We start from the raw sequence: 18,166 nt of genomic DNA, 5'->3' as shown, positions 1-18,166 counted from the left end.
GCGCTTCAGCCCGCCGGAGCGTAGGCGATTTGTCCAGGCCCCATCATGGGGTCCGGGGCAGCCGGAGCACCGGGTACGAACTCCAACACCTGCTCGCCTTCGGCCAGTCCTGAGACCACTTCAACCACGGAGCCATCGTTCAGCCCCAACTGGACCTTGCGCTCCTCCGGCGCCCCTCCGGTTGCGCCAGCGAGCCAGACGATCCCGTCCTTCACGCTGCCTTTCACCGACGTCAATGGCACGGTCACAACATCGGCGGCGACGCCGGCACTAACGGTCATGGTCGCGCCAAGTCCGGCAAAGACCTCGTGCCCAGCCGGGATTGCGCAGCTAAGCGTTCCCGTGGGTGTGCCACCCGCGTCCGGTGGCGTGGCAGAACCGCCCCCGGGTCCAGCGATCGCGCCGCCCACACCCATGCCAGCACCTCCGCCAGTGGAAGCCAAACCGCCCGAGGCACTGCCGCCGTCGTCGGACGCGTTGTTCTTGAGTGTCACTTCGGTGCACTGGAACGGCGCCGGTCCACCCACCAATGAGATCTCCGCTGGGCCGGGCTTTCCGAGCAGGCGGTACTGCTGGGCAGCGGTCACCGAACCCGCCACCGTGTAGGTGCCGGGGTCGATCTTGCCCACGCTTTCCCCGACGCCCACTTGCTGGTCGATCAGCGTGGTCAAGGACTGCAGGGTACCGCCGCTGGGGGCAAGGATGTCGAAGTAGTCATAAACCGGCTTGGGCGCCGAGGACATTCCGTCCTTGGATGGCTGCGCTGATGTCACTGCGCGCTCGGCCTTGACCTGGAAGAGGGCATCGCCCTTGGCCACCGTGGCACCCTGTTCGACAAATACCTTGATGACCTTGCCCGCAGACGTGGACCGTATCACCTCAGCTGTGTCGCTTTGGACGGTTCCCTTGATTTCCACAGTATTGGTGACCGTAGCGCGCGTGGCCGGGACCACCGGAATGTCCACTTGCGCCAAGGGCGCCGGCTGGGAAGCAGATGGTTTGAGGCCGTCCACGAAAGCGATCTTGACCAAAGCCACCGCAATTATTGCGAAAACCAATAACCAGGCAACCGGCAAAATGACGCGCCGAAAAATACCCATCCCTGCTCCATTTCGGTAACTCCCCACAGAACCTCTGCGAGGGATGATGGCCTAAGCCTAAGCGAGGAATTCAGCGGCCCCGGACATTCGTGTGACTCGACAGAGTGCTTACTGTGTTGGAAATGAGAGGATTGCTGCCATGACGCTCCCTATCGCCAAGCCGTGGCTGTCCACCCAGACCAATCAGGATCCCCGCGCGGCCACCGGCCGGCGTTTGCGATGGGGAGTCGTGTCCACGGGCAACATCGCCAACAGTGTTTCCCTGGACCTTTCCTTGCTGGAGGACGCAGAACTCTACGCCGTGAGTTCAAGGACCCAAGCTGCCGCAGACGCTTTTGCGCAGACGCTTGGTTTCGCCCAGGCCTACGGGAACGACGGCGGTGTCCCTGGCTACCAGCGGCTGTTCGACGATCCCGCGGTCGACGTGGTTTACGTGGCGACACCCCATGCCCAGCACTTCCAGATCGCCGCGGCGGCCCTGCGCGCCGGCAAACATGTCCTGTGCGAGAAAGCAGTCACCATAAACGCCCGCGAAGCAACCGAGCTGGTCAAACTGGCCCGCGAGCACAAGGTGTTCTTCATGGAGGCGGTCTGGAGCCGCTTCCTGCCCAGCATGCAGCGCGCCTTTTCCATTGCGGCGTCAGGGGAAATCGGGCACATCCAGTGGGTCAGCGCGGACCTGGGCTTCCCCGCGCCCTACGATCCGTCCGCCCGCATCTGGGCGCTCAATGACGGAGGCGGGGCCCTGCTGGACATCACCGTCTACCCCTTGCTCTGGGCCTTGGGAACACTGGGCTTCCCCCAGTCAGTTACCGCGATCGGCACGTTGAACGAAGACGGCGTGGACACCCAGAATGCACTGACGCTCGGTTACGCCAGCGGTGCCCAAGCGCAATTGACGTCATCCCTGACTGCCCATGGACCACGGACTGCCACAGTGGCTGGCGGGCTCGGGTATCTGCAGACGGTGGGCTCGGTCAACAATCCGCGGGAACTGCTGATCCGTGTTGGCTGGGACGAGCCGCGGCATGAACGGTTCGACGTGGTGGGCGTCGGCTACACGTACGAACTCCGCGAGGTGACACGGTGCATTCAACAGGGCCTGATGGAAAGCCCGGTCATGCCCCTGGATGACTCCGTCAACGTCATGCGCTTGTTCGACGGCGTACGTTCCCAGTTGGGCATCCGGTACCCGAACGACGCGCGGTGAGGTTACGGCGCCCGGCACGTGCCGCCGTCGGGAGTTAACCCAACCGTATTAACGCCGCTGGCCGACGGGCTGCCTTGCCAGCTTCCGGTCCACTGACCAAGCGCCAGGACCCAGGAACACGAATGCCACGGAAATGGCGACGTAGACGATCAGGAGCTCGGCATTGACACCCGCCTTGTCCGTGAGCAGGGGCTTGCCGGCTTCCGTCACGAACCAGATTCCGGCGAACAGGATCGCGGCGAGGAACCCGGCCACTCTGGTCAGCGCCCCGAGCACCAGAAGCAGCCCTAACCCAAGTTCACCGGCGATGACGAGCCAGGCCACGATTTCGGGCTTCTGCACGCCCATGGCGGCGACTGACGCAGCGAAGGCGGCATGCCCTGCCACGAACTTTTGGATGCCGTGCACCATGATCAGCGCGCCAAACACCACGCGCAGGATCGTGACACCGCGGGCAGAGGACTTGGGAGACGGGTGAAGGAATTTCACCCGTCCCAATCTTCCATGCCTTTGCGTTGAGCGCCAACCCAACTAGGTCGCAGAAGAGCGCGTTTTGACGCCTCAAAACGCGCTCTACTGCGACCTAGTTGGGTGAGTAGGGGCAGAATGGAACGTGATAGTGGGCCGAGGATGAATGGAGCTGGCATGGTTGACGTCGTAGTTGTTGGTGGAGGGGCGATGGGGTCCGCCGCAGCGTGGCAGTTGGCCCGGAGCGGTAAGTCCGTGGTCCTGCTGGAGCAGTTCGAGGCCGGTCACCACATCGGCGCCTCACACGGCGCCACCCGCAACTTCAACACCGCCTACGCCGAGGCCGACTACCTGGACCTTCTTGCCGAAGCGAAGACCCTGTGGGACGAGCTCGCTGCGGAAACGGGCGCGCCGCTGCTGGACCTCGTGGGGTTGGCAAACCACGGCAACGTCGAACGGCTCCGGACCGTCCAGGCTGCCCATCAGGAACGCGGGATCGAGAGCTACTTCATCTCAGCGGACGAGGCCATGGACCGGTGGCAAGGCATGAACTTCGCCACCGATGTGCTCTTCGTTCCCGGATCTGGGCGGGTCCGTTCAGCCAACGCGCTGGTGGCACTCCGAACGGCCGCCGAGTCCCATGGCGCCATTTTCAAGTACTCGACTCCGGTCCTCGACATCCGCATCGATGGCGCCGAAACCGTGGTGGTGGTGACGGACGAGACCGAGTACACGGCCAACCGCGTTGTAGTCACCGCCGGCGCCTGGACGAACAAGGTCCTCGGCGAACATGCCAAGCTACCGCCCCTGGTTGTTACCCAGGAGCAGCCCGCCCATTTCACCCCCGTGGACAACACGCTGGTGTGGCCGAGCTTCAACCACAACCCGGACCCCGATCCGAACAACGAACTCTACGAATACTGGTACAGCCCTGTGTACGGCATGCTCACCCCCGGCGAGGGCGTCAAGGCCGGCTGGCACGGCGTCGGCCCCGTGATGGATCCGGACGAGCGCACGTTCCAGCCCATACCCGAGCAGCTCGACGCATTGGTACGTTACGCGCAAGAGTGGCTTCCCGGCGTCGACCCTTCAACCGCGGTTCCCATCAGCTGCACGTACACCACCACGCCTACTGAGGACTTTGTGCTGGACCGCTTCGGACCGTTGGTGGTGGGCGCCGGGTTCTCAGGGCACGGTTTCAAGTTCACGCCAGCTATCGGCCGGGTGCTGAAGGACATCGTCGACGGCGGGGTGGCACCTCAGCGCTTCCTGGCCGACCGTTAGGAATTCATCAACAGATAATGCCCCCAAGACCGCGTCTCAGGGGCATTATCTGTATGCAAACCAGGAGTGACTAACTCAGGGTCGCGAGGACCTTGTTGAACGTGGCCGACGGGCGCATGATCTCAGCAGCCTTGGCAGCGTCCGGACGGTAGTAACCACCCAGATCGACGCCGGGACCCTGGACTGCGTTCAGCTCGCCGACGATGACTTCCTCGTTGGAGGTCAGGGCTTCAGCGATGGCAGCGAAATCCTTGGCCAGCTCGGCATCCTCAGTCTGCTTGGCCAGTTCCTGTGCCCAGTACGTGGCCAGGTAGAAGTGGCTTCCACGGTTGTCCAGCTCGCCAACGCTGCGGCGCGGGGACTTGTTTTCCAGCAGGAACGTACCCGTGGCGCGGTCCAACGTGTCGGCAAGGACCTGTGCGCGGGCGTTGCCCGTGGTGGTGGCCAGGTGCTCGAAGCTGACGGCCAAAGCAAGGAATTCACCCAGGCTGTCCCAGCGGAGGTGGTTTTCCTTGATCAGCTGCTGGACGTGCTTGGGAGCGGAACCACCGGCACCGGTCTCGAACAGGCCACCGCCGTTGATCAGCGGAACGATGGAGAGCATCTTGGCGCTGGTGCCGAGCTCAAGGATCGGGAACAGGTCCGTGAGGTAGTCGCGGAGGACGTTACCGGTGACGGAGATGGTGTCCTCGCCCTTGCGGATGCGTTCCAGCGTGAAGGCTGTTGCCTCCTCCGGGGACATAATCTCGATCTGCAGGCCCTCGGTGTCGTGGTCCTTGAGGTACTCGTTGACCTTGGCGATGAGGTTGGCGTCGTGCGCACGGCCCTTGTCCAGCCAGAAAACGGCCGGGGTCTGGGAAGCGCGGGCCCGGGTAACGGCAAGCTTGACCCAGTCGCGGATCGGGACATCCTTGGTCTGGCAGGCGCGCCAGATGTCACCCGGGGATACCTGGTGCTCGGTGAGGACGTTGCCCTTGCTGTCCACGAGCTGGATGGTTCCGGCTGCCTGGACTTCGAAGGTTTTGTCGTGGCTGCCGTATTCCTCGGCCGCCTGCGCCATGAGGCCCACGTTGGGAACGGTGCCCATGGTGGTGGGATCGAACGCGCCATTGGCACGGCAATCGTCCAGGACTACCTGGTAGACGCCGGCGTAGGAGCTGTCCGGGATGACGGCGAGCGTGTCCGCTTCCTTGCCATCCGGGCCCCACATGTGGCCGGAGGAACGAATCATGGCCGGCATGGAAGCGTCAACGATGATGTCAGACGGAACATGCAGGCTCGTGATGCCCTTGTCCGAGTCCACCATTGCCAGGGCGGGACCGTCTTCAAGGCCCTTGGTGATGGCTGCCTTGACGCCCTCGCGGACGTCTTCCGGCAGGTCTTCCAGGCCGCTGAGGATGGCTGCGAGACCGTTGTTGGGGCTGATGCCTGCGGCTGCGAGCTGCTTGCCATAGGTGTCGAACAGTTCCGAGAAGTAAGCCTTGACCACGTGGCCGAAGATGATGGGGTCCGAGACCTTCATCATGGTGGCCTTCAGGTGTGCGGAGAAGAGGATGCCCTCTTCCTTGGCACGGGCAACCTGTGCCTTGAGGAACTCGTCCAGGGCGTCAGCGCGCAGGACCGTAGCGTCCACAACTTCACCGGCCAGTACGGGGAAGTCCTTCTTGAGGACCTTGGTGGTGCCGTCTTCGCGGACCAGCTGGATGCTGAGGGAATCGTCAGCCTTGAGCACAACGGATTTCTCGTTGGAGCGGAAATCGTTCTGGCCCATGGTGGCAACGTTGGTCTTGGAATCGGCAGACCAAGCGCCCATGGAGTGCGGGTTCTGACGGGCGTAGTTCTTCACCGACAGCGGTGCGCGGCGGTCAGAGTTGCCTTCACGCAGCACCGGGTTCACAGCGGAGCCCTTGATTTTGTCGTAGCGCGAGCGGATGTCCGTCTCTGTGTCCGAGGAGGGGTTGTCCGGGTAGTCCGGAAGGGCGTAGCCCTGAGCCTGGAGCTCGGCGATGGCGGCCTTGAGCTGCGGCACGGAGGCGCTGATGTTGGGCAGCTTGATGATGTTGGCTTCCGGCTGCTTTGCCAGTTCGCCAAGTTCAGCCAGGGCGTTGCCCGTGCGCTGCTCTTCAGTCAGGAAATCGCCGAAAACGGCGATGATGCGGCCTGCCAGCGAAATGTCGCGGGTCTCGACCTCCACACCTGCGGTCGAGGCATACGCTTCCACAATCGGCAGGAATGAGTAGGTAGCCAGCATCGGCGCTTCGTCTGTGTGGGTATAGATAATCTTGGCCATTGGCGGGGTTCTCCCTGAAAGTCTGCAGATTTCAACATCTCTAAACTTACCCGAGTAGGCCCGATTGGCGGCCCTTCGTGTCCGGGATCACTCCTTCGTTACCCCTCGCCTGATGTGGCTCCTCGTCGTGTGACAAGAAGTGAAAGCAAAATATCACAAACTGTGAAACAACTCTTTACAAACTTGTCATACGTTGGGTAGCTTCGATTCCGTCAGTCGGCGGTCGCCATCACTGGCCGCCTTACTCCCTCGATAGGTTGGAACAACGTGACAAAAACCAAGACCCTGGCCACAAGCCTGCTGAGTCTGTCCGCTGCCGCAATCCTCGCCCTGGTTGGAACCACCAGCGCAAACGCGGCCCCCGCCAAGGACATCGACTCCAGCGGCGCTGCGGTCAGCAGCCATGTAGCGTCGGACAACGGCGCCGCAGACTACTGGACCCCGGAACGCATGAAGAACGCCATATCAGGCGACATTCTTGCCAGCAAGGCATTGGATCGCGGCCGGCTCCTCAACCTCGGAAAAGCCCCGGTCACCGAAGCTCCGGGCGCCCTTAACAGCATCGAGGGTCAGCAGGCGTCCACCGACTCCAAGGCCATCAACCTCAAGACCAACCAGAGCGAAACACCCGTCAAGCACATCGGCAAGATCTTCTTCACCCTGGGCGGCTCAAACTACGTTTGCTCCGGCAACTCCGTGACGGCAGCCAACAAGAGCACCGTCTCCACCGCAGGCCACTGCGTCAACGAGGGACCGGGCGCCTACGCCACCAACTTCGTCTTCGTACCCGCCTACCTCAACGGCTCCGCACCCTATGGCAAGTGGACAGCAAGGGCGCTGTACTCCCCCACCCAGTGGGCGTCCAACGGCAACATGCAGTACGACACCGCCTTCGCCGTGGTCAACACCCTCAACGGTCAGCGGCTCGCCGATGTCGTAGGCTCCTCCGGTGTCCAGTTCAACGCCGCCCGCGGCCTGAGCTACAAGTCCTTCGGCTACCCGGCAGCTGCTCCGTTCAACGGTGAATCGCTCAAGAGCTGCTCCGGCACCGCCACCAACGATCCCTACAACCCGCAGTTCGCTACCCAGGGCATCCCGTGCAACATGACCGGTGGATCCTCAGGTGGTCCGTGGTTCATCGGCAACAGCTCCGGCGGCTACCAGAACTCGGTGAACAGCTACGGTTACGGCAGCAATTCCAACACGATGTACGGCCCGTACTGGGGCTCCGTCATCCAGTCGACGTACAACACGGCGGCGGCTTCGTAACCGTTTTGGCAAGTCCCTGCTAGGTAGGCGCGTGTTAACGACGACGGCGGCCGTCCCCAACCGGGGGCGGACGCCGTCGCTTTTCTACTGGCTTTTGGGCTGTTGCCCGTCCACGTTAGTGGAAGAAGTGGCGTGCGCCGGTGAAGTACATCGTGATGCCAGCAGCGTTGGCTGCGGCGATGACTTCCTCATCGCGGACCGAACCGCCAGGCTGGACCACGGCGCGGACGCCGGCGTCGATCAGGATCTGCAGGCCGTCAGCGAACGGGAAGAACGCATCCGACGCAGCCACGGCACCGCGTGCGCGCTCAGGTGCGTCGCCGCCGCTGGCGTTGGACGCGCCGCCAGCACCTTCGACGTCGGACTCCACCGTGACGCCCAGCGTGTTGGCGCGCTCGACGGCAAGGCGGCAGGAGTCCAGGCGGTTGACCTGGCCCATGCCGATGCCCACCGCGGCGCCGTGATCTGCGATCAGGATGGCGTTGGACTTGGCAGCACGGCAAGCGGTCCAGGCGAAAGCGAGGTCCGCGAGGGTCTTTTCGTCGGCAGCTTCGCCTGCGGCGAGAGTCCAGTTGGCGGGGTTGTCGCCGTCGGCGTCCACCTTGTCGCTCATCTGCACCAGCACGCCACCGGAGACCTGGCGCATTTCGGAGGGGTAGCGGCCGTAGCCCTCAGGGAGGGCAAGCAGTCGGATGTTCTTCTTCTTGGAAAGGATCTCCACAGCTTCCGGCTCGAAGTCCGGAGCGATGACAACCTCGGTGAAGATATCAGCCACGGTTCGCGCCATGCCGGCAGTGACGGTGCGGTTCGCGGCGATCACGCCACCGAAAGCGGAGACAGGATCGCAGGCGTGGGCCTTGGCGTGGGCGTCAGCGATCGGATCTGCTGCGTCGGCTGAACCAACGGCCACACCACACGGGTTGGCGTGCTTGATGATCGCAACGGCGGGCTCGGCGAAGTCGAAGGCAGCGCGGAGGGCGGCATCGGCGTCGACGAAGTTGTTGTAGCTCATGGCCTTGCCGTGCAGCTGGTCAGCCTGGGCGATGCCGGCCGGAGCAGCCTTGTCCACGTAGAGCGCAGCCTGCTGGTGCGGGTTTTCGCCGTAGCGGAGGACCTCGGAGCGTTCCAAGGACAGACCGGCGTAGGCGGGCCAGTCGATGATGCCGTCGCCGTCTTCGTCCAGGAATTGGCTGGCGGTCCAGGTGGCAACAGCGTTGTCGTAGCTGGCCGTGTGGGCGAAGGCCTTGGCAGCCAGGCGGCGACGCGTGTTCAGGTCAAAACCGCCGTGTGCTGCGGCGTCGACTACTGCGCCGTAGAAGTTCGGGTCCGTAACGATGGCGACGGCGGCGTGGTTCTTCGCGGCCGAACGCACCATGGCGGGGCCTCCGATGTCGATCTGCTCAACCACCTCGTCCTGCGCTGCGCCGGACTTCACAGTCTCGACGAACGGGTACAGGTTCACCACCACGAGGTCGAACGTCTCGATCTCCATACCGGCAAGGGTTTCCATGTGGGCCGGGACGCGGCGGTCGGCCAGGATGCCTCCGTGCACACGCGGGTGCAGGGTCTTGACGCGGCCGTCAAGCATTTCCGGGGAGCCGGTGACTTCTTCGACTTCCTTGACCGGGATGCCAGCAGCGGCGATCTTCTTGGCGGTGGAGCCGGTGGAAACGATTGCGACGCCGGCTGCGTGCAGGCCCTTCGCGAGCTCCTCCAGTCCCGTCTTGTCGTAAACCGAGATCAGTGCACGGCGGATGGGAACACGGTCAAGCTGCGTCAAGCTCACAAAAGTCTCCGTCTTAGTTCGCGTAGATGTCGCGGGTGGTGGGGATACGGAGAGTTTATCGTGTTTCGCTGGCGCGCTGGTTTCGGGTCCTGGTTGCCCTTTCGTTGCGGGGCCCGCTCTGCGCCCCAACCCTCGGGTTTCCCACGCACAACAGGCCCCACAACATAGGGTTGACCCATGGAAGCCACCGATGTCGTTCTCGCCGCCGATGTAGGGAAGAGCCGCTGCCGCGTGGAGTTGCGCAGTGGCACCGAATTACTCGGTGCGGCGGACCAGCACGGGTTCCCCGGAGTCCACATGGACAACGGCCCCACCATCGCTTTCGACCTCCTGCTTGAGACGGTCTCGATGCTCCCGCCAGGCCTCCCTGTCAGCACGTTGACGGGGATCGGCGCGGCAGTGGCGGGCGTCGAGGCTTCTGCGGAGAAGTCCCGTGAGCTGGCCTCCATGTTGTCCCAACGCTTCGGGGTCCCGGCAGCTGTTCTTTCGGACGCCACCGCAGCCCAACTCGGAGCCCTCCAAGGCGCGCCCGGCACTACCCTGATCGTAGGCACGGGTGCGGTGGCCTTCCGTTTCGATGAAGCCGGCGTCCTTCATCGCGCCGACGGCTGGGGACCCTACCTGGGCGATCGTGGCAGCGGCCGTTGGATCGGCCAGCGGGGGCTTCAGGCAGTTTTGGAAGCGCACGACGGCGGCCCGGCCACTTCCCTTTCGGCTGCGGCAGGGGCTCTGGTCGACTCCCCGGAAATGCTCCCCGGCTGGCTCGCATCCGTCGAAAACCCATACCGGGCAATGGCCCGGTTCGCACCGCTGGTTCTGCACGCAGCGGAGGCGGGTGACGCCGTCGCGAATGTCATTGTGGACGAGGCCTGCCGGGTCCTGACCAAGACCGTGCAGCTGGCCGCGGCGGGCGATACAGGGAGCTCACGCCGTGTTGCCCTGCTGGGCGGAGTGGTCAGCTCCGGGTTCTTCGCGGCGCTCTTGCGGAACTCCCTTGCTTCGGCTGGGATTGAGGTGGTGGCCCCGCTGGGCGATGGCTTGGATGGTGCTGCCCTCGCTGCGACGCGCCGCGGGCTCATCCAGGAAAGGTACATCCACCGTGACGGAACAAACTGGCCGGACTAGCCCCACTGACGCGGACAGGCTGGCGGGCCTGCGGACGGAACTCGCCGGGCTGGAGACCGAAGCCGCTGCCGAGAACCTGAGCGAACTGGACATCCTGGGCACGGAGGAACTCGTCGCTGCCATGCTTGCCCACAGTGCAGGAGTACACTCCGCGGTTGAAGCAGCGAGCCCTGCGATTGTGCAAACCGTCGACGCCGTGGCGGAGCGGCTCCAGCGCGGGGGTCGCCTTCTTTATGTGGGGGCTGGAACGGCCGGGCGCCTGGGGGTCCTCGATGCAAGTGAGTGCCCGCCGACGTTCGGCACCCCGCCGGGACTCGTCGTCGGAATCATCGCAGGTGGCGTCCAGGCGATCCAGAAGCCGGTGGAGTACGCCGAGGACAACGCGACCGCAGGCGCGCGCGACCTGCACGACATCAACGTAACGGAAGCGGACGCCGTCGTGGGTATTACGGCGTCCGGCCGAACGCCTTACGTGATCGGCGCGCTGGAAGAGGCCCGGAAAAAGGGGGCGTTCACGGCGTCGCTGGCGTGCAACAAGGGTTCAGCTGTCAGCCATTTGACGGACGTGGCGATTGAGGTTGTGGTGGGTCCGGAGTTCATTGCGGGCTCCACACGGCTGAACTCGGGCACGGCCCAGAAACTTGTCCTCAACATGATCAGCACACTGGTGATGGTGAAGCTCGGCAAGACCTACGGGAACCTGATGGTTGACCTGAGAGCTACGAATGAGAAACTCCTGGCCCGTTCGCAAAGGACAGTGCAGCACGCCACCGGAGTGGACGCGCATGAAGCCGCGGCAGTGTTGGACTCGGTCAACGGCTCGGTAAAAGCGGCCATCCTTGTGCTGCTGACTGGCATCGACGCAGCTCAGGCCAAAAGCGCTCTGGAAGAAGCCGGTGGTTTCCTGCGAAGGGCGATTGAAAACCAGAAGTAGCGCGAACAGCGGTTTGGCCCAAGCGCATAAAGTTGCATGCAGGAGGGCAGATGAATACATACACAGCCGTGCCCAGCGGCGAACAAGTTGTGCAGGAACTGCCGTGGCGGTGGAAGGTCCAAGGCAAGATCTTCGTGATCGGTGGGCTCGGATTCATGTTCGACGCCTGGGATGTGACGCTCAACGGCATTCTCATCCCGCTGCTGTCCAAGCATTGGTCCCTTCAGCCGGCTGACGCTGCGTGGATCGGCACGGCCAACCTGGTGGGCATGGCCGTCGGCGCGTTCGCCTGGGGAACCATCGCAGATACCATCGGGCGCAAGAAGGCCTTCACTGCCACCCTCCTGATCTTCAGCATCTTCACCGTGCTCGGCGCCTTCGCCCCGGACATTGTGTGGTTCTGCATCTTCCGCTTCATGGCCGGGTTTGGGCTGGGCGGCTGCATCCCGGTGGACTACGCGCTGGTGGGTGAGTTCACGCCGCGGAAGCAGCGAGGCAAAGTCCTTACTGCGATGGATGGCTGGTGGCCCGTGGGCGCGGCGCTCTGTGGCTTCATCTCCGCTGGCCTCGTTGCTGCCTTCGGCGACTGGCGGCTCACGATGCTGATCATGGTTCTGCCGGCGTTGCTCGTTTTCTGGGTGCGGCGCAGTGTTCCCGAGTCCCCGTTGTTCCTGATTCGTGCCGGCCGTCGGGCTGAGGCAGCGGCGGTGATTGATGGTTTGGTGGAGGCCACGGGCGCTTCACCCCGCGCGTATAGCCTGCCCGAACCCCAAGCCGCTCCCCGGCTCTCCCCCGGCAGCGCATGGGAACAGTTGCGCAAGATCTGGACGTTCAACTGGAAAATCACGACGGCCGCCTGGGCCCTGTTCTTCAGCATCTTGTTGGTCTATTACCTGTCGCTGACGTGGATGCCCCGGATCCTCATTGGCGCCGGATTCGAGGAGTACAAAGCCTTCGTCACCACAGCCGGGATGGCCGCCGTCGGGCTTTTGGGCGTGGTGGTCGCCGCGCTGTTGGTGGAGCGCGTGGGCCGCAGGTGGATCCTCGCCATCACCGGTCCGCTATCCGCGCTGACGCTGGTGATCGTGGCGTTCGTGGTGGACGTGCCAACTGCTGCAGTGTTCTGGCTGTTGGTGTTCGGCTTCGTGGTCCAGGTGGCAATCCCGGTCCTCTATGCTTACGTGTCCGAGCTGTATCCCACAGAACTCCGGGGATCAGGCTTCGGCTGGGCCTCGACGTTCTCCCGCATCGGCGCAGGCTTCGGGCCTTTGGTGTTCGCTTCCTTCTTCTGGCCCGAGTTCGGACTGGCACAGTCGTTCGCGATGGCCGGCGGGCTGGTACTGCTCTCCGTGCTGTGGATGGCGTTTTTCGCCCCCGAGACAAAACAGCGGGTGCTCGAGTAAGCGCCCCCTTGTACCCAACTGAGTCGCAGTAGAGCGCGTTTTGAGTCGTCAAAACGCGCTCTACTGCGACCTACTTGGGCGACCAGCCGCGGGCTTCGAGCGCCCTCCGGACCTTGGCCACAGCGGACCTCGCGTCATTGGCCATGTGGCGCTTTGAGATCCGGACCAATCTCCACCCTGCCCGGCTGAAGTCTTCCTCGCGGGCAATGTCCCTCACGATCTGCTCCGGATCCGAATGGCCCACGCCCTCGTACTCGACGGCAACGCGCTGCTCGCGATATGCCAAATCCGGTTGACGCACGACGCCGGCACTCAACTCAGTGGGCACGTTGACCTCCGCTTTGGGCAAGCCAGCCCACTCAAGCGCCAGCCTCAGTCGGGTTTCAGGTGCGGAATCCGAACCGACGCAAGCCTGTTCCAATGCAAGACGCGCTTTCCGGATCCCCGGTGTCCCCCAATGGCGATCGAGCATCTCCTCCAAGTCATCCATGGTGCAGTACGGCGAACTGCGTCCCTCGAATTCCGGCCTCGGTATACGCAGCAAGTGGTCAGCCACGACAGTGATCTCGTCGATGTCCATTTTCCGGGCACAGTCCAGCCACGTGCGAGCCCGGCTGGTGATAAGGAGGCCATTGAACGTCGTGATTTCATCCTCGAAGAACTGTCCCCGATGTCCCACCACACCGCGCCGTCGAGGGATGGCCATGGTGTGGGGCCGCGAGATGTGGATGTCTGGTCTGTGACTACCCGGTAAAAACCCTGGGAACTCCCACAGCAAAAAAGCAGTGGCATGCGAGGCCGCCGAAAATGGCGTGACCAGGGTGACCGGACGAACCAGGTCCGCGAGGGCATGTTCTGTTTTCAGACGAGGGACTCGAATCGCCCGGCTCGGCGCGTCTAGACCGTGGTGACTCAACCGCCGTCGAGATATCCCGACTGCAACAGCTTCCTGCCAGGTGAATGGTATCGACGAAAGTGGTTCAGGCATCGGCCGAGGAGTCTTCATGCCCCATGCTGACAAACATCACCATGCCCATGCGGCGTTATCCACAGGCGCAAGATGCTCTACGGAAACTAGGTAGCAGCAAAGCGCGTTTTGAGGGGTCTAAACGCGCTTAAGTGCGACCTAGACGATATGTATGGGCTGGCTGCGGTTTGGCTGGTTGGTTTCCTTCTGAGGGGGCGATTGTCGCCGGGCAAGGTTTCGGAGCGCCAGCTTTGGGCGGGCCTTCGGGGGGTTTGTTTGTTGATGGCGCTCCGGAGCCTTGCCCGGCCGGGTCTGGCCCGTATCAGAAGGACGTGTGGGGTGGGGGTTCCGGCGGGCCAGGGCTATGGGTGTGGGGCTGGAACCTTCTCTTCAAAGCATCCCGTGGGTTGCCCCAGACTCGTTTTAGGGGGGTAGAGCCACATTTGAAGTTTGGAGGTTCCAGCTATGTTTGAGCGTACTCATGTGGGCTTGGATGTCCACGCTTTGACTGTCGTCGCGTGCGCGATTGATGGTCAGACCGGCGAGATTTCCCGGGCACGGCTGACGCCGGACCATCAGGAGATTCTGGGATGGATCAAGACACTGCCGGGCCCGTGCCAGGTGGTGTATGAGGCCGGTCCTACCGGTTTTCCGCTGGCAAGGGCTTTGCTGGCTGCTGGGATCGAGTGTCTGGTCGCGGCTCCCTCGAAACTCCAACGCCCGCCCGGGGACAGGGTCAAAACAGACCGCAACGATGCCTTGCATCTGGCCCGGTTGTTGAAACTGGACCAGATCACCGAGGTCACGGTCCCGAGCCCCTCTCAGGAAGCTGCCCGGGACTTGGTCCGTGCCCGCGAGGATATCCGTGGTGATCTGATGCGCGCCCGGCACCGGGTTTCCAAACTCCTGCTGCGCCAAGGCATCCACTACACCGGCGGCAGAACCTGGACCCATGAGCACTTGTCCTGGCTCTACTCCCAGAACTTTGACTCACCGGCACTGCAACTGGCCTACGACCTCGCCGTGGAGTCCGTCATTGAAACACTTGTCCGCCGTGACAGGGCCGATCAAGCCATCCGGACCATGGCCTATGACAGCGAATACACTCCCGTGGTGCGCTCTTTGGAGTGCTTGCGGGGTGTCTCCACGCTGACAGCGTTCGGTCTGGCCGTCGAAATCGGCGACTGGACCCGCTTTACCGGCTCGACGATAGGCGCGTATCTCGGACTCGTTCCCAGCGAGAGTTCATCTGGCGGGCACCGCTCCCAGGGATCCATCACGAAAACAGGCAACACCCACGCCCGCAGGCTCCTGGTCGAAGCGGCCTGGCACCACCGCCGCGCCTACACCCACCCCTCCAAAGAGCTGCTGTCCCGTTGGGAAGCGGCAACCCCCTGGGCAAGAGCCCGTGGCAAAGCCGGCAACAAACGCCTCCACGAACGCTGGCTCGTTTACCAGGAACACCGGAAACGTCCCGTGATCGCCGATGTCGCGATCGCCCGCGAACTTGCCGGGTGGTGCTGGTCACTGGCCAGTGAAGCCCAACGGACAACGCAACACCAAAACCTCTAAACGTCCGGGGGAGCACCCGCACAAAAGGAGGGGACCACCGGTTACACCGGCAGCGCTTGGAGCAACCCGCGACCCAACTATGGGCAACCATCAAGGCCACGCCCGATCCCTAGAGAAGCGATAATCTCCAGGCCGGACACCTCGTCCTGCGGTAATCAACCCGCGCATATTAGTCTGACCACGCCGTCGCCAACGACACGCTGGACCCCCCGAACACAAGCACACCCCCGGACCAAAAAGGAAGCGACCCCGGAACCAACCCGGGATCGCTTCCCCACGCCCATTGACAAACGAAACTACATATTAGTTGGGAGGAGCGGCGGCGAGGTCAGCCAGCGTCTGAACCAGCAGGCGGCGCTCAACTACCTTGATGCGCTCGTGCAGGGTTTCCTCGGTGTCATTCGGCTCAACCACAACGGCTTCCTGGGCGATGATGGGGCCCGTGTCCACGCCGGCGTCGGCCCAGTGAACCGTGCAGCCCGTGACCTTCACCCCGTAAGCCATGGCGTCGCGGACACCGTGGGCGCCAGGGAAGGATGGGAGCAGCGCCGGGTGGGTGTTGACGTACTTGCCGTTGAAGGCGTCGATGAAGTCGGCGCTCACGATCCGCATGAAACCGGAAGACACCACCACATCCGGGGCATAAGAGAGGACCTTGTCGCGCAAGGCAGCGTCCCATTCGGCGCGGGTTTCAAACGAGTTGAAGTTCACCACGAAGGTCTCAATGCCGGCCTCGTCCGAGCGCTCCACACCGTAGGTATCGGGCCGGTCCGCCCCCACAGCGGCGATCTCGACATCCAGTTCACCCGACTTCACGGCGTCGATGACAGCCTGAAGGTTGGAACCAGTACCGGACACGAGGACAACAATGCGCATTGCACTAGCTTATGGGCGGCTCGCGTAGGCTGGAAAACATGAATCCCGACGTCGGTCCCAGGCCGAGCCAGCAACCCCGCACTGCGGCGGAAAAGTCCGCCTTCGGCGTGACGCAGATCCTGTTCCGCGCTTTCCTTTTGTCGGCTTTGGGATCGTTTTTCGTGTTCTCCCTGAACGTGAACTACGTGTGGTTGAGCGCCATCCTGACGATTGCGGGTTTGGTGCTGGGCATCGTTGTGCTGGTCCGCTCGGTGAAGTACAAGCACCCTCGACTGGTGTTGTTCGGCACCATTTCAGGACTCGTGGTCTCGGCGGTCATGTGCCTGCTGATTCTGACGTCCGTGCTCTTCTTCAAGCAGGTCACCACCTATCAGGATTGCAGTCGCTCGGCGCTGACGGAATCCGCCAAGACACAGTGCCTCACGCAGCTTGAGGACTCGATGCCGGGCCCGGTCCGCTAGCCGAGCCAGCGAAAGCCCAGCCCAGCAAAAAGCCGGGCCCACAACCTCAGGCGTGTTCGTCGTCGAACGCTACTTCGTCCAGGTTCGCCTCGCGCAGCTTCTGGCGGCGCTCCAGCCACGGACCCACTGCGTATCCGATCACGACGCCGATGCCCACTTCGGCGGCCAGCCAGACTGCCGTCCATAGTGGGTGGGGTCCGATTTCCGTGAGCCGGCCGATACCGGCTGAGCCCCGGGCAACCCATGCGAGCGCACCGCTCAACACCCCAGCGACGGCTCCAATGAAGGCGCCCAGGAACAGGGTGGACGCCGCGGCTGTGAACCAGCGTGCCTTGATCTTGATGGAGAGCCACTCGTCGAAGTGGTTTTCGCCTTCGCGCAGGAACCACCAGCCGGCCATGATCCCCGCAACCACGGGGAGGGCAAGAGCCATGGGCCCGGCGTCCAGTTGTCCGGAGGGAAGCCCACCGAAAACCGGGACGGCAGGCAGGGGCCCGACGGCGGTGCCCAGCGGCCCGGCGTGCGAGCCGACGCCAAGCGAGAAGCCAGCCCCGGAGGACCATGCCAAGGCGAAGACCACGAGGTTGGGAAGGAAGCCGAGCTGCGCGATCGTGAGGACGGCCCCGCCCAACGCGCCCGCTTGGAGTCCTTCGTAAACAGCGATGATGTCCGTCCAGTGCCAGACGATGTCCACGGCCAACAGCACTGCGGCGAGGCACACGGCGGCCATCGTTGCAACGAATCCGGCCTTCAACGCTGAGCCGACGTATGAGCCCGCCCACCGTGAGTGTTGGCTGGTCTTCGCGATCCAGGCCACGGCGTCCACACCGATGAGCCTGCTCCAGGAGCCGGCCTCGCGCCGAGCGCCGACCACCAGCCCCAGTGCGAAGGCGATCAGCGGGATGGTCATGGCGAACCAGAGGTTGATGACCACCTCGGGGGTGCGGCACACGAATCCTGTCGCTGCGCCGAACGCGGCATAGACAACACAGGCTCCCATGAAGGCCTGCCACAGCTGGTCCGTGTAGGAAGCGCGGGCAAGTCGTCGCCCCGCCCGCCAGGCAAGCAGGAACGGAATGAGCGTCAGGCCAAGTGGAATCAGCGAAAGAAGACCCGTTCCCGGCTGGCCGGCCGTGCCCATATTGACCTGCGCCAAGGTCAACGGAACACCGTGGATCAGCAGCCAGGCCTGCCCGGCCAGGCGCGCCAGGAAGTCAACGTTCCGGTTCTGGAATCCGTCGGTGGCCCACACTCCCACCAACGGAAGCACAACAACAATGGCGGAAATGAAGGCTGCCTGCGCCGCTTCCAAACCACCCTGTAGCCAAAGGGGCATCGGGAGGCCACGGTTTCCGGTCTGATCAGCGCGCAGTTTCATCGTGTTCTATCGTGCCACGGTAGGCAGCACTCCCCCGGCAGGC

Annotated in this window: 15 protein-coding genes; 8 read left to right on the top strand and 7 right to left on the bottom strand. The window is 63.4% G+C overall.

Annotated elements, in window-relative coordinates; all coding sequences use genetic code 11:
- Nucleotides 1–5: 5 nt before the first annotated feature.
- A complete protein-coding gene (locus ACZ5G6_RS06445; protein WP_498690260.1) occupies nt 6–1,100 on the bottom strand; it encodes an efflux RND transporter periplasmic adaptor subunit in 1,095 nt (364 codons plus the stop codon).
- Nucleotides 1,101–1,239: 139 nt separating this feature from the next.
- Between ACZ5G6_RS06445 and ACZ5G6_RS06440 the strand changes: the two genes are divergently transcribed.
- Nucleotides 1,240–2,310, top strand: a complete 1,071-nt coding sequence (locus ACZ5G6_RS06440) for a Gfo/Idh/MocA family protein (RefSeq protein ID WP_498690257.1) — start codon at nt 1,240–1,242, stop codon at nt 2,308–2,310.
- Between the two features lie 48 nt (nt 2,311–2,358).
- Here the strand turns inward: ACZ5G6_RS06440 and ACZ5G6_RS06435 are convergent, their stop codons facing one another.
- Nucleotides 2,359–2,799 (bottom strand): DoxX family protein, encoded by a 441-nt coding sequence (locus ACZ5G6_RS06435; protein ID WP_498690255.1) that lies wholly within the window; start codon nt 2,797–2,799, stop codon nt 2,359–2,361.
- A 156-nt stretch (nt 2,800–2,955) separates the two neighbouring features.
- Between ACZ5G6_RS06435 and ACZ5G6_RS06430 the strand changes: the two genes are divergently transcribed.
- The gene (locus ACZ5G6_RS06430) at nt 2,956–4,062 is read left to right on the top strand and encodes an FAD-dependent oxidoreductase (RefSeq protein WP_498690253.1); all 1,107 of its coding nucleotides are present in this window, start codon (nt 2,956–2,958) and stop codon (nt 4,060–4,062) included.
- A 70-nt stretch (nt 4,063–4,132) separates the two neighbouring features.
- Here the strand turns inward: ACZ5G6_RS06430 and ACZ5G6_RS06425 are convergent, their stop codons facing one another.
- The gene (locus tag ACZ5G6_RS06425; protein WP_498690250.1) at nt 4,133–6,352 is read right to left on the bottom strand and encodes an NADP-dependent isocitrate dehydrogenase; all 2,220 of its coding nucleotides are present in this window, start codon (nt 6,350–6,352) and stop codon (nt 4,133–4,135) included.
- Between the two features lie 372 nt (nt 6,353–6,724).
- On the opposite strand from ACZ5G6_RS06425, the gene ACZ5G6_RS06420 reads away from it, so the two are divergent.
- Nucleotides 6,725–7,621, top strand: a complete 897-nt coding sequence (locus tag ACZ5G6_RS06420; RefSeq protein ID WP_498691779.1) for a trypsin-like serine peptidase — start codon at nt 6,725–6,727, stop codon at nt 7,619–7,621.
- Between the two features lie 115 nt (nt 7,622–7,736).
- On the opposite strand, the gene purH is transcribed toward ACZ5G6_RS06420, so the two are convergent.
- A complete protein-coding gene (gene purH / locus ACZ5G6_RS06415) occupies nt 7,737–9,407 on the bottom strand; it encodes a bifunctional phosphoribosylaminoimidazolecarboxamide formyltransferase/IMP cyclohydrolase (RefSeq protein WP_223936250.1) in 1,671 nt (556 codons plus the stop codon).
- A gap of 177 nt (nt 9,408–9,584) precedes the next feature.
- On the opposite strand from purH, the gene ACZ5G6_RS06410 reads away from it, so the two are divergent.
- Genes ACZ5G6_RS06410 through ACZ5G6_RS06400 form a run of 3 tightly spaced genes read left to right on the top strand, consistent with a single transcriptional unit; the run spans nt 9,585 to nt 12,869 of the window.
- Nucleotides 9,585–10,532: an N-acetylglucosamine kinase gene (locus ACZ5G6_RS06410; protein WP_498690247.1), complete on the top strand. Its 948-nt coding sequence runs from the start codon at nt 9,585–9,587 to the stop codon at nt 10,530–10,532.
- The gene (gene murQ, locus ACZ5G6_RS06405) at nt 10,507–11,466 is read left to right on the top strand and encodes an N-acetylmuramic acid 6-phosphate etherase (protein WP_498690244.1); all 960 of its coding nucleotides are present in this window, start codon (nt 10,507–10,509) and stop codon (nt 11,464–11,466) included. The genes ACZ5G6_RS06410 and murQ overlap by 26 nt, the downstream gene beginning before the upstream one ends.
- Before the next feature lie 50 nt (nt 11,467–11,516).
- On the top strand, nt 11,517–12,869 hold the full coding sequence (locus ACZ5G6_RS06400; protein ID WP_498690242.1) for an MFS transporter: 1,353 nt from the start codon (nt 11,517–11,519) through the stop codon (nt 12,867–12,869).
- 70 nt (nt 12,870–12,939) lie between these two features.
- On the opposite strand, the gene ACZ5G6_RS06395 is transcribed toward ACZ5G6_RS06400, so the two are convergent.
- On the bottom strand, nt 12,940–13,575 hold the full coding sequence (locus tag ACZ5G6_RS06395) for a hypothetical protein (protein ID WP_498690240.1): 636 nt from the start codon (nt 13,573–13,575) through the stop codon (nt 12,940–12,942).
- 726 nt (nt 13,576–14,301) lie between these two features.
- Here ACZ5G6_RS06395 and ACZ5G6_RS06390 point away from each other — a divergent pair.
- The gene (locus ACZ5G6_RS06390; protein ID WP_498685838.1) at nt 14,302–15,408 is read left to right on the top strand and encodes an IS110 family RNA-guided transposase; all 1,107 of its coding nucleotides are present in this window, start codon (nt 14,302–14,304) and stop codon (nt 15,406–15,408) included.
- 303 nt (nt 15,409–15,711) lie between these two features.
- On the opposite strand, the gene purN is transcribed toward ACZ5G6_RS06390, so the two are convergent.
- Nucleotides 15,712–16,284 carry a phosphoribosylglycinamide formyltransferase gene (purN, locus tag ACZ5G6_RS06385; RefSeq protein ID WP_223936245.1) on the bottom strand — a complete coding sequence of 191 codons (573 nt, stop codon included), beginning with the start codon at nt 16,282–16,284 and terminating at the stop codon, nt 15,712–15,714.
- Between the two features lie 11 nt (nt 16,285–16,295).
- On the opposite strand from purN, the gene ACZ5G6_RS06380 reads away from it, so the two are divergent.
- On the top strand, nt 16,296–16,745 hold the full coding sequence (locus ACZ5G6_RS06380; protein WP_223936244.1) for a hypothetical protein: 450 nt from the start codon (nt 16,296–16,298) through the stop codon (nt 16,743–16,745).
- A 46-nt stretch (nt 16,746–16,791) separates the two neighbouring features.
- Here ACZ5G6_RS06380 and ACZ5G6_RS06375 read toward each other — a convergent pair whose 3' ends face one another.
- Nucleotides 16,792–18,123 (bottom strand): cell division protein PerM, encoded by a 1,332-nt coding sequence (locus tag ACZ5G6_RS06375; protein ID WP_498690236.1) that lies wholly within the window; start codon nt 18,121–18,123, stop codon nt 16,792–16,794.
- Nucleotides 18,124–18,166: the final 43 nt, after the last annotated feature.

It is taken from the genome of Arthrobacter sp. TmtSoilC51, from assembly GCF_055388015.1.
Note: the sequence above shows the minus strand (reverse complement) of the source record. Positions and strands in the feature narration are given on the sequence as shown.

Bases quoted from the DNA above. Each gene is read 5' to 3' on its own strand.
- ACZ5G6_RS06445 (WP_498690260.1), bottom strand. From the start codon at position 1,100: ATGGGTATTTTTCGGCGCGTCATTTTGCCGGTTGCCTGGTTATTGGTT.
- ACZ5G6_RS06440 (WP_498690257.1), top strand. From the start codon at position 1,240: ATGACGCTCCCTATCGCCAAGCCGTGGCTGTCCACCCAGACCAATCAG.
- ACZ5G6_RS06430 (WP_498690253.1), top strand. From the start codon at position 2,956: ATGGTTGACGTCGTAGTTGTTGGTGGAGGGGCGATGGGGTCCGCCGCA.
- ACZ5G6_RS06425 (WP_498690250.1), bottom strand. From the start codon at position 6,352: ATGGCCAAGATTATCTATACCCACACAGACGAAGCGCCGATGCTGGCT.
- ACZ5G6_RS06410 (WP_498690247.1), top strand. From the start codon at position 9,585: ATGGAAGCCACCGATGTCGTTCTCGCCGCCGATGTAGGGAAGAGCCGC.
- ACZ5G6_RS06400 (WP_498690242.1), top strand. From the start codon at position 11,517: ATGAATACATACACAGCCGTGCCCAGCGGCGAACAAGTTGTGCAGGAA.
- ACZ5G6_RS06395 (WP_498690240.1), bottom strand. From the start codon at position 13,575: ATGGCCATCCCTCGACGGCGCGGTGTGGTGGGACATCGGGGACAGTTC.
- ACZ5G6_RS06390 (WP_498685838.1), top strand. From the start codon at position 14,302: ATGTTTGAGCGTACTCATGTGGGCTTGGATGTCCACGCTTTGACTGTC.
- purN (WP_223936245.1), bottom strand. From the start codon at position 16,284: ATGCGCATTGTTGTCCTCGTGTCCGGTACTGGTTCCAACCTTCAGGCT.
- ACZ5G6_RS06380 (WP_223936244.1), top strand. From the start codon at position 16,296: ATGGGCGGCTCGCGTAGGCTGGAAAACATGAATCCCGACGTCGGTCCC.
- ACZ5G6_RS06375 (WP_498690236.1), bottom strand. From the start codon at position 18,123: ATGAAACTGCGCGCTGATCAGACCGGAAACCGTGGCCTCCCGATGCCC.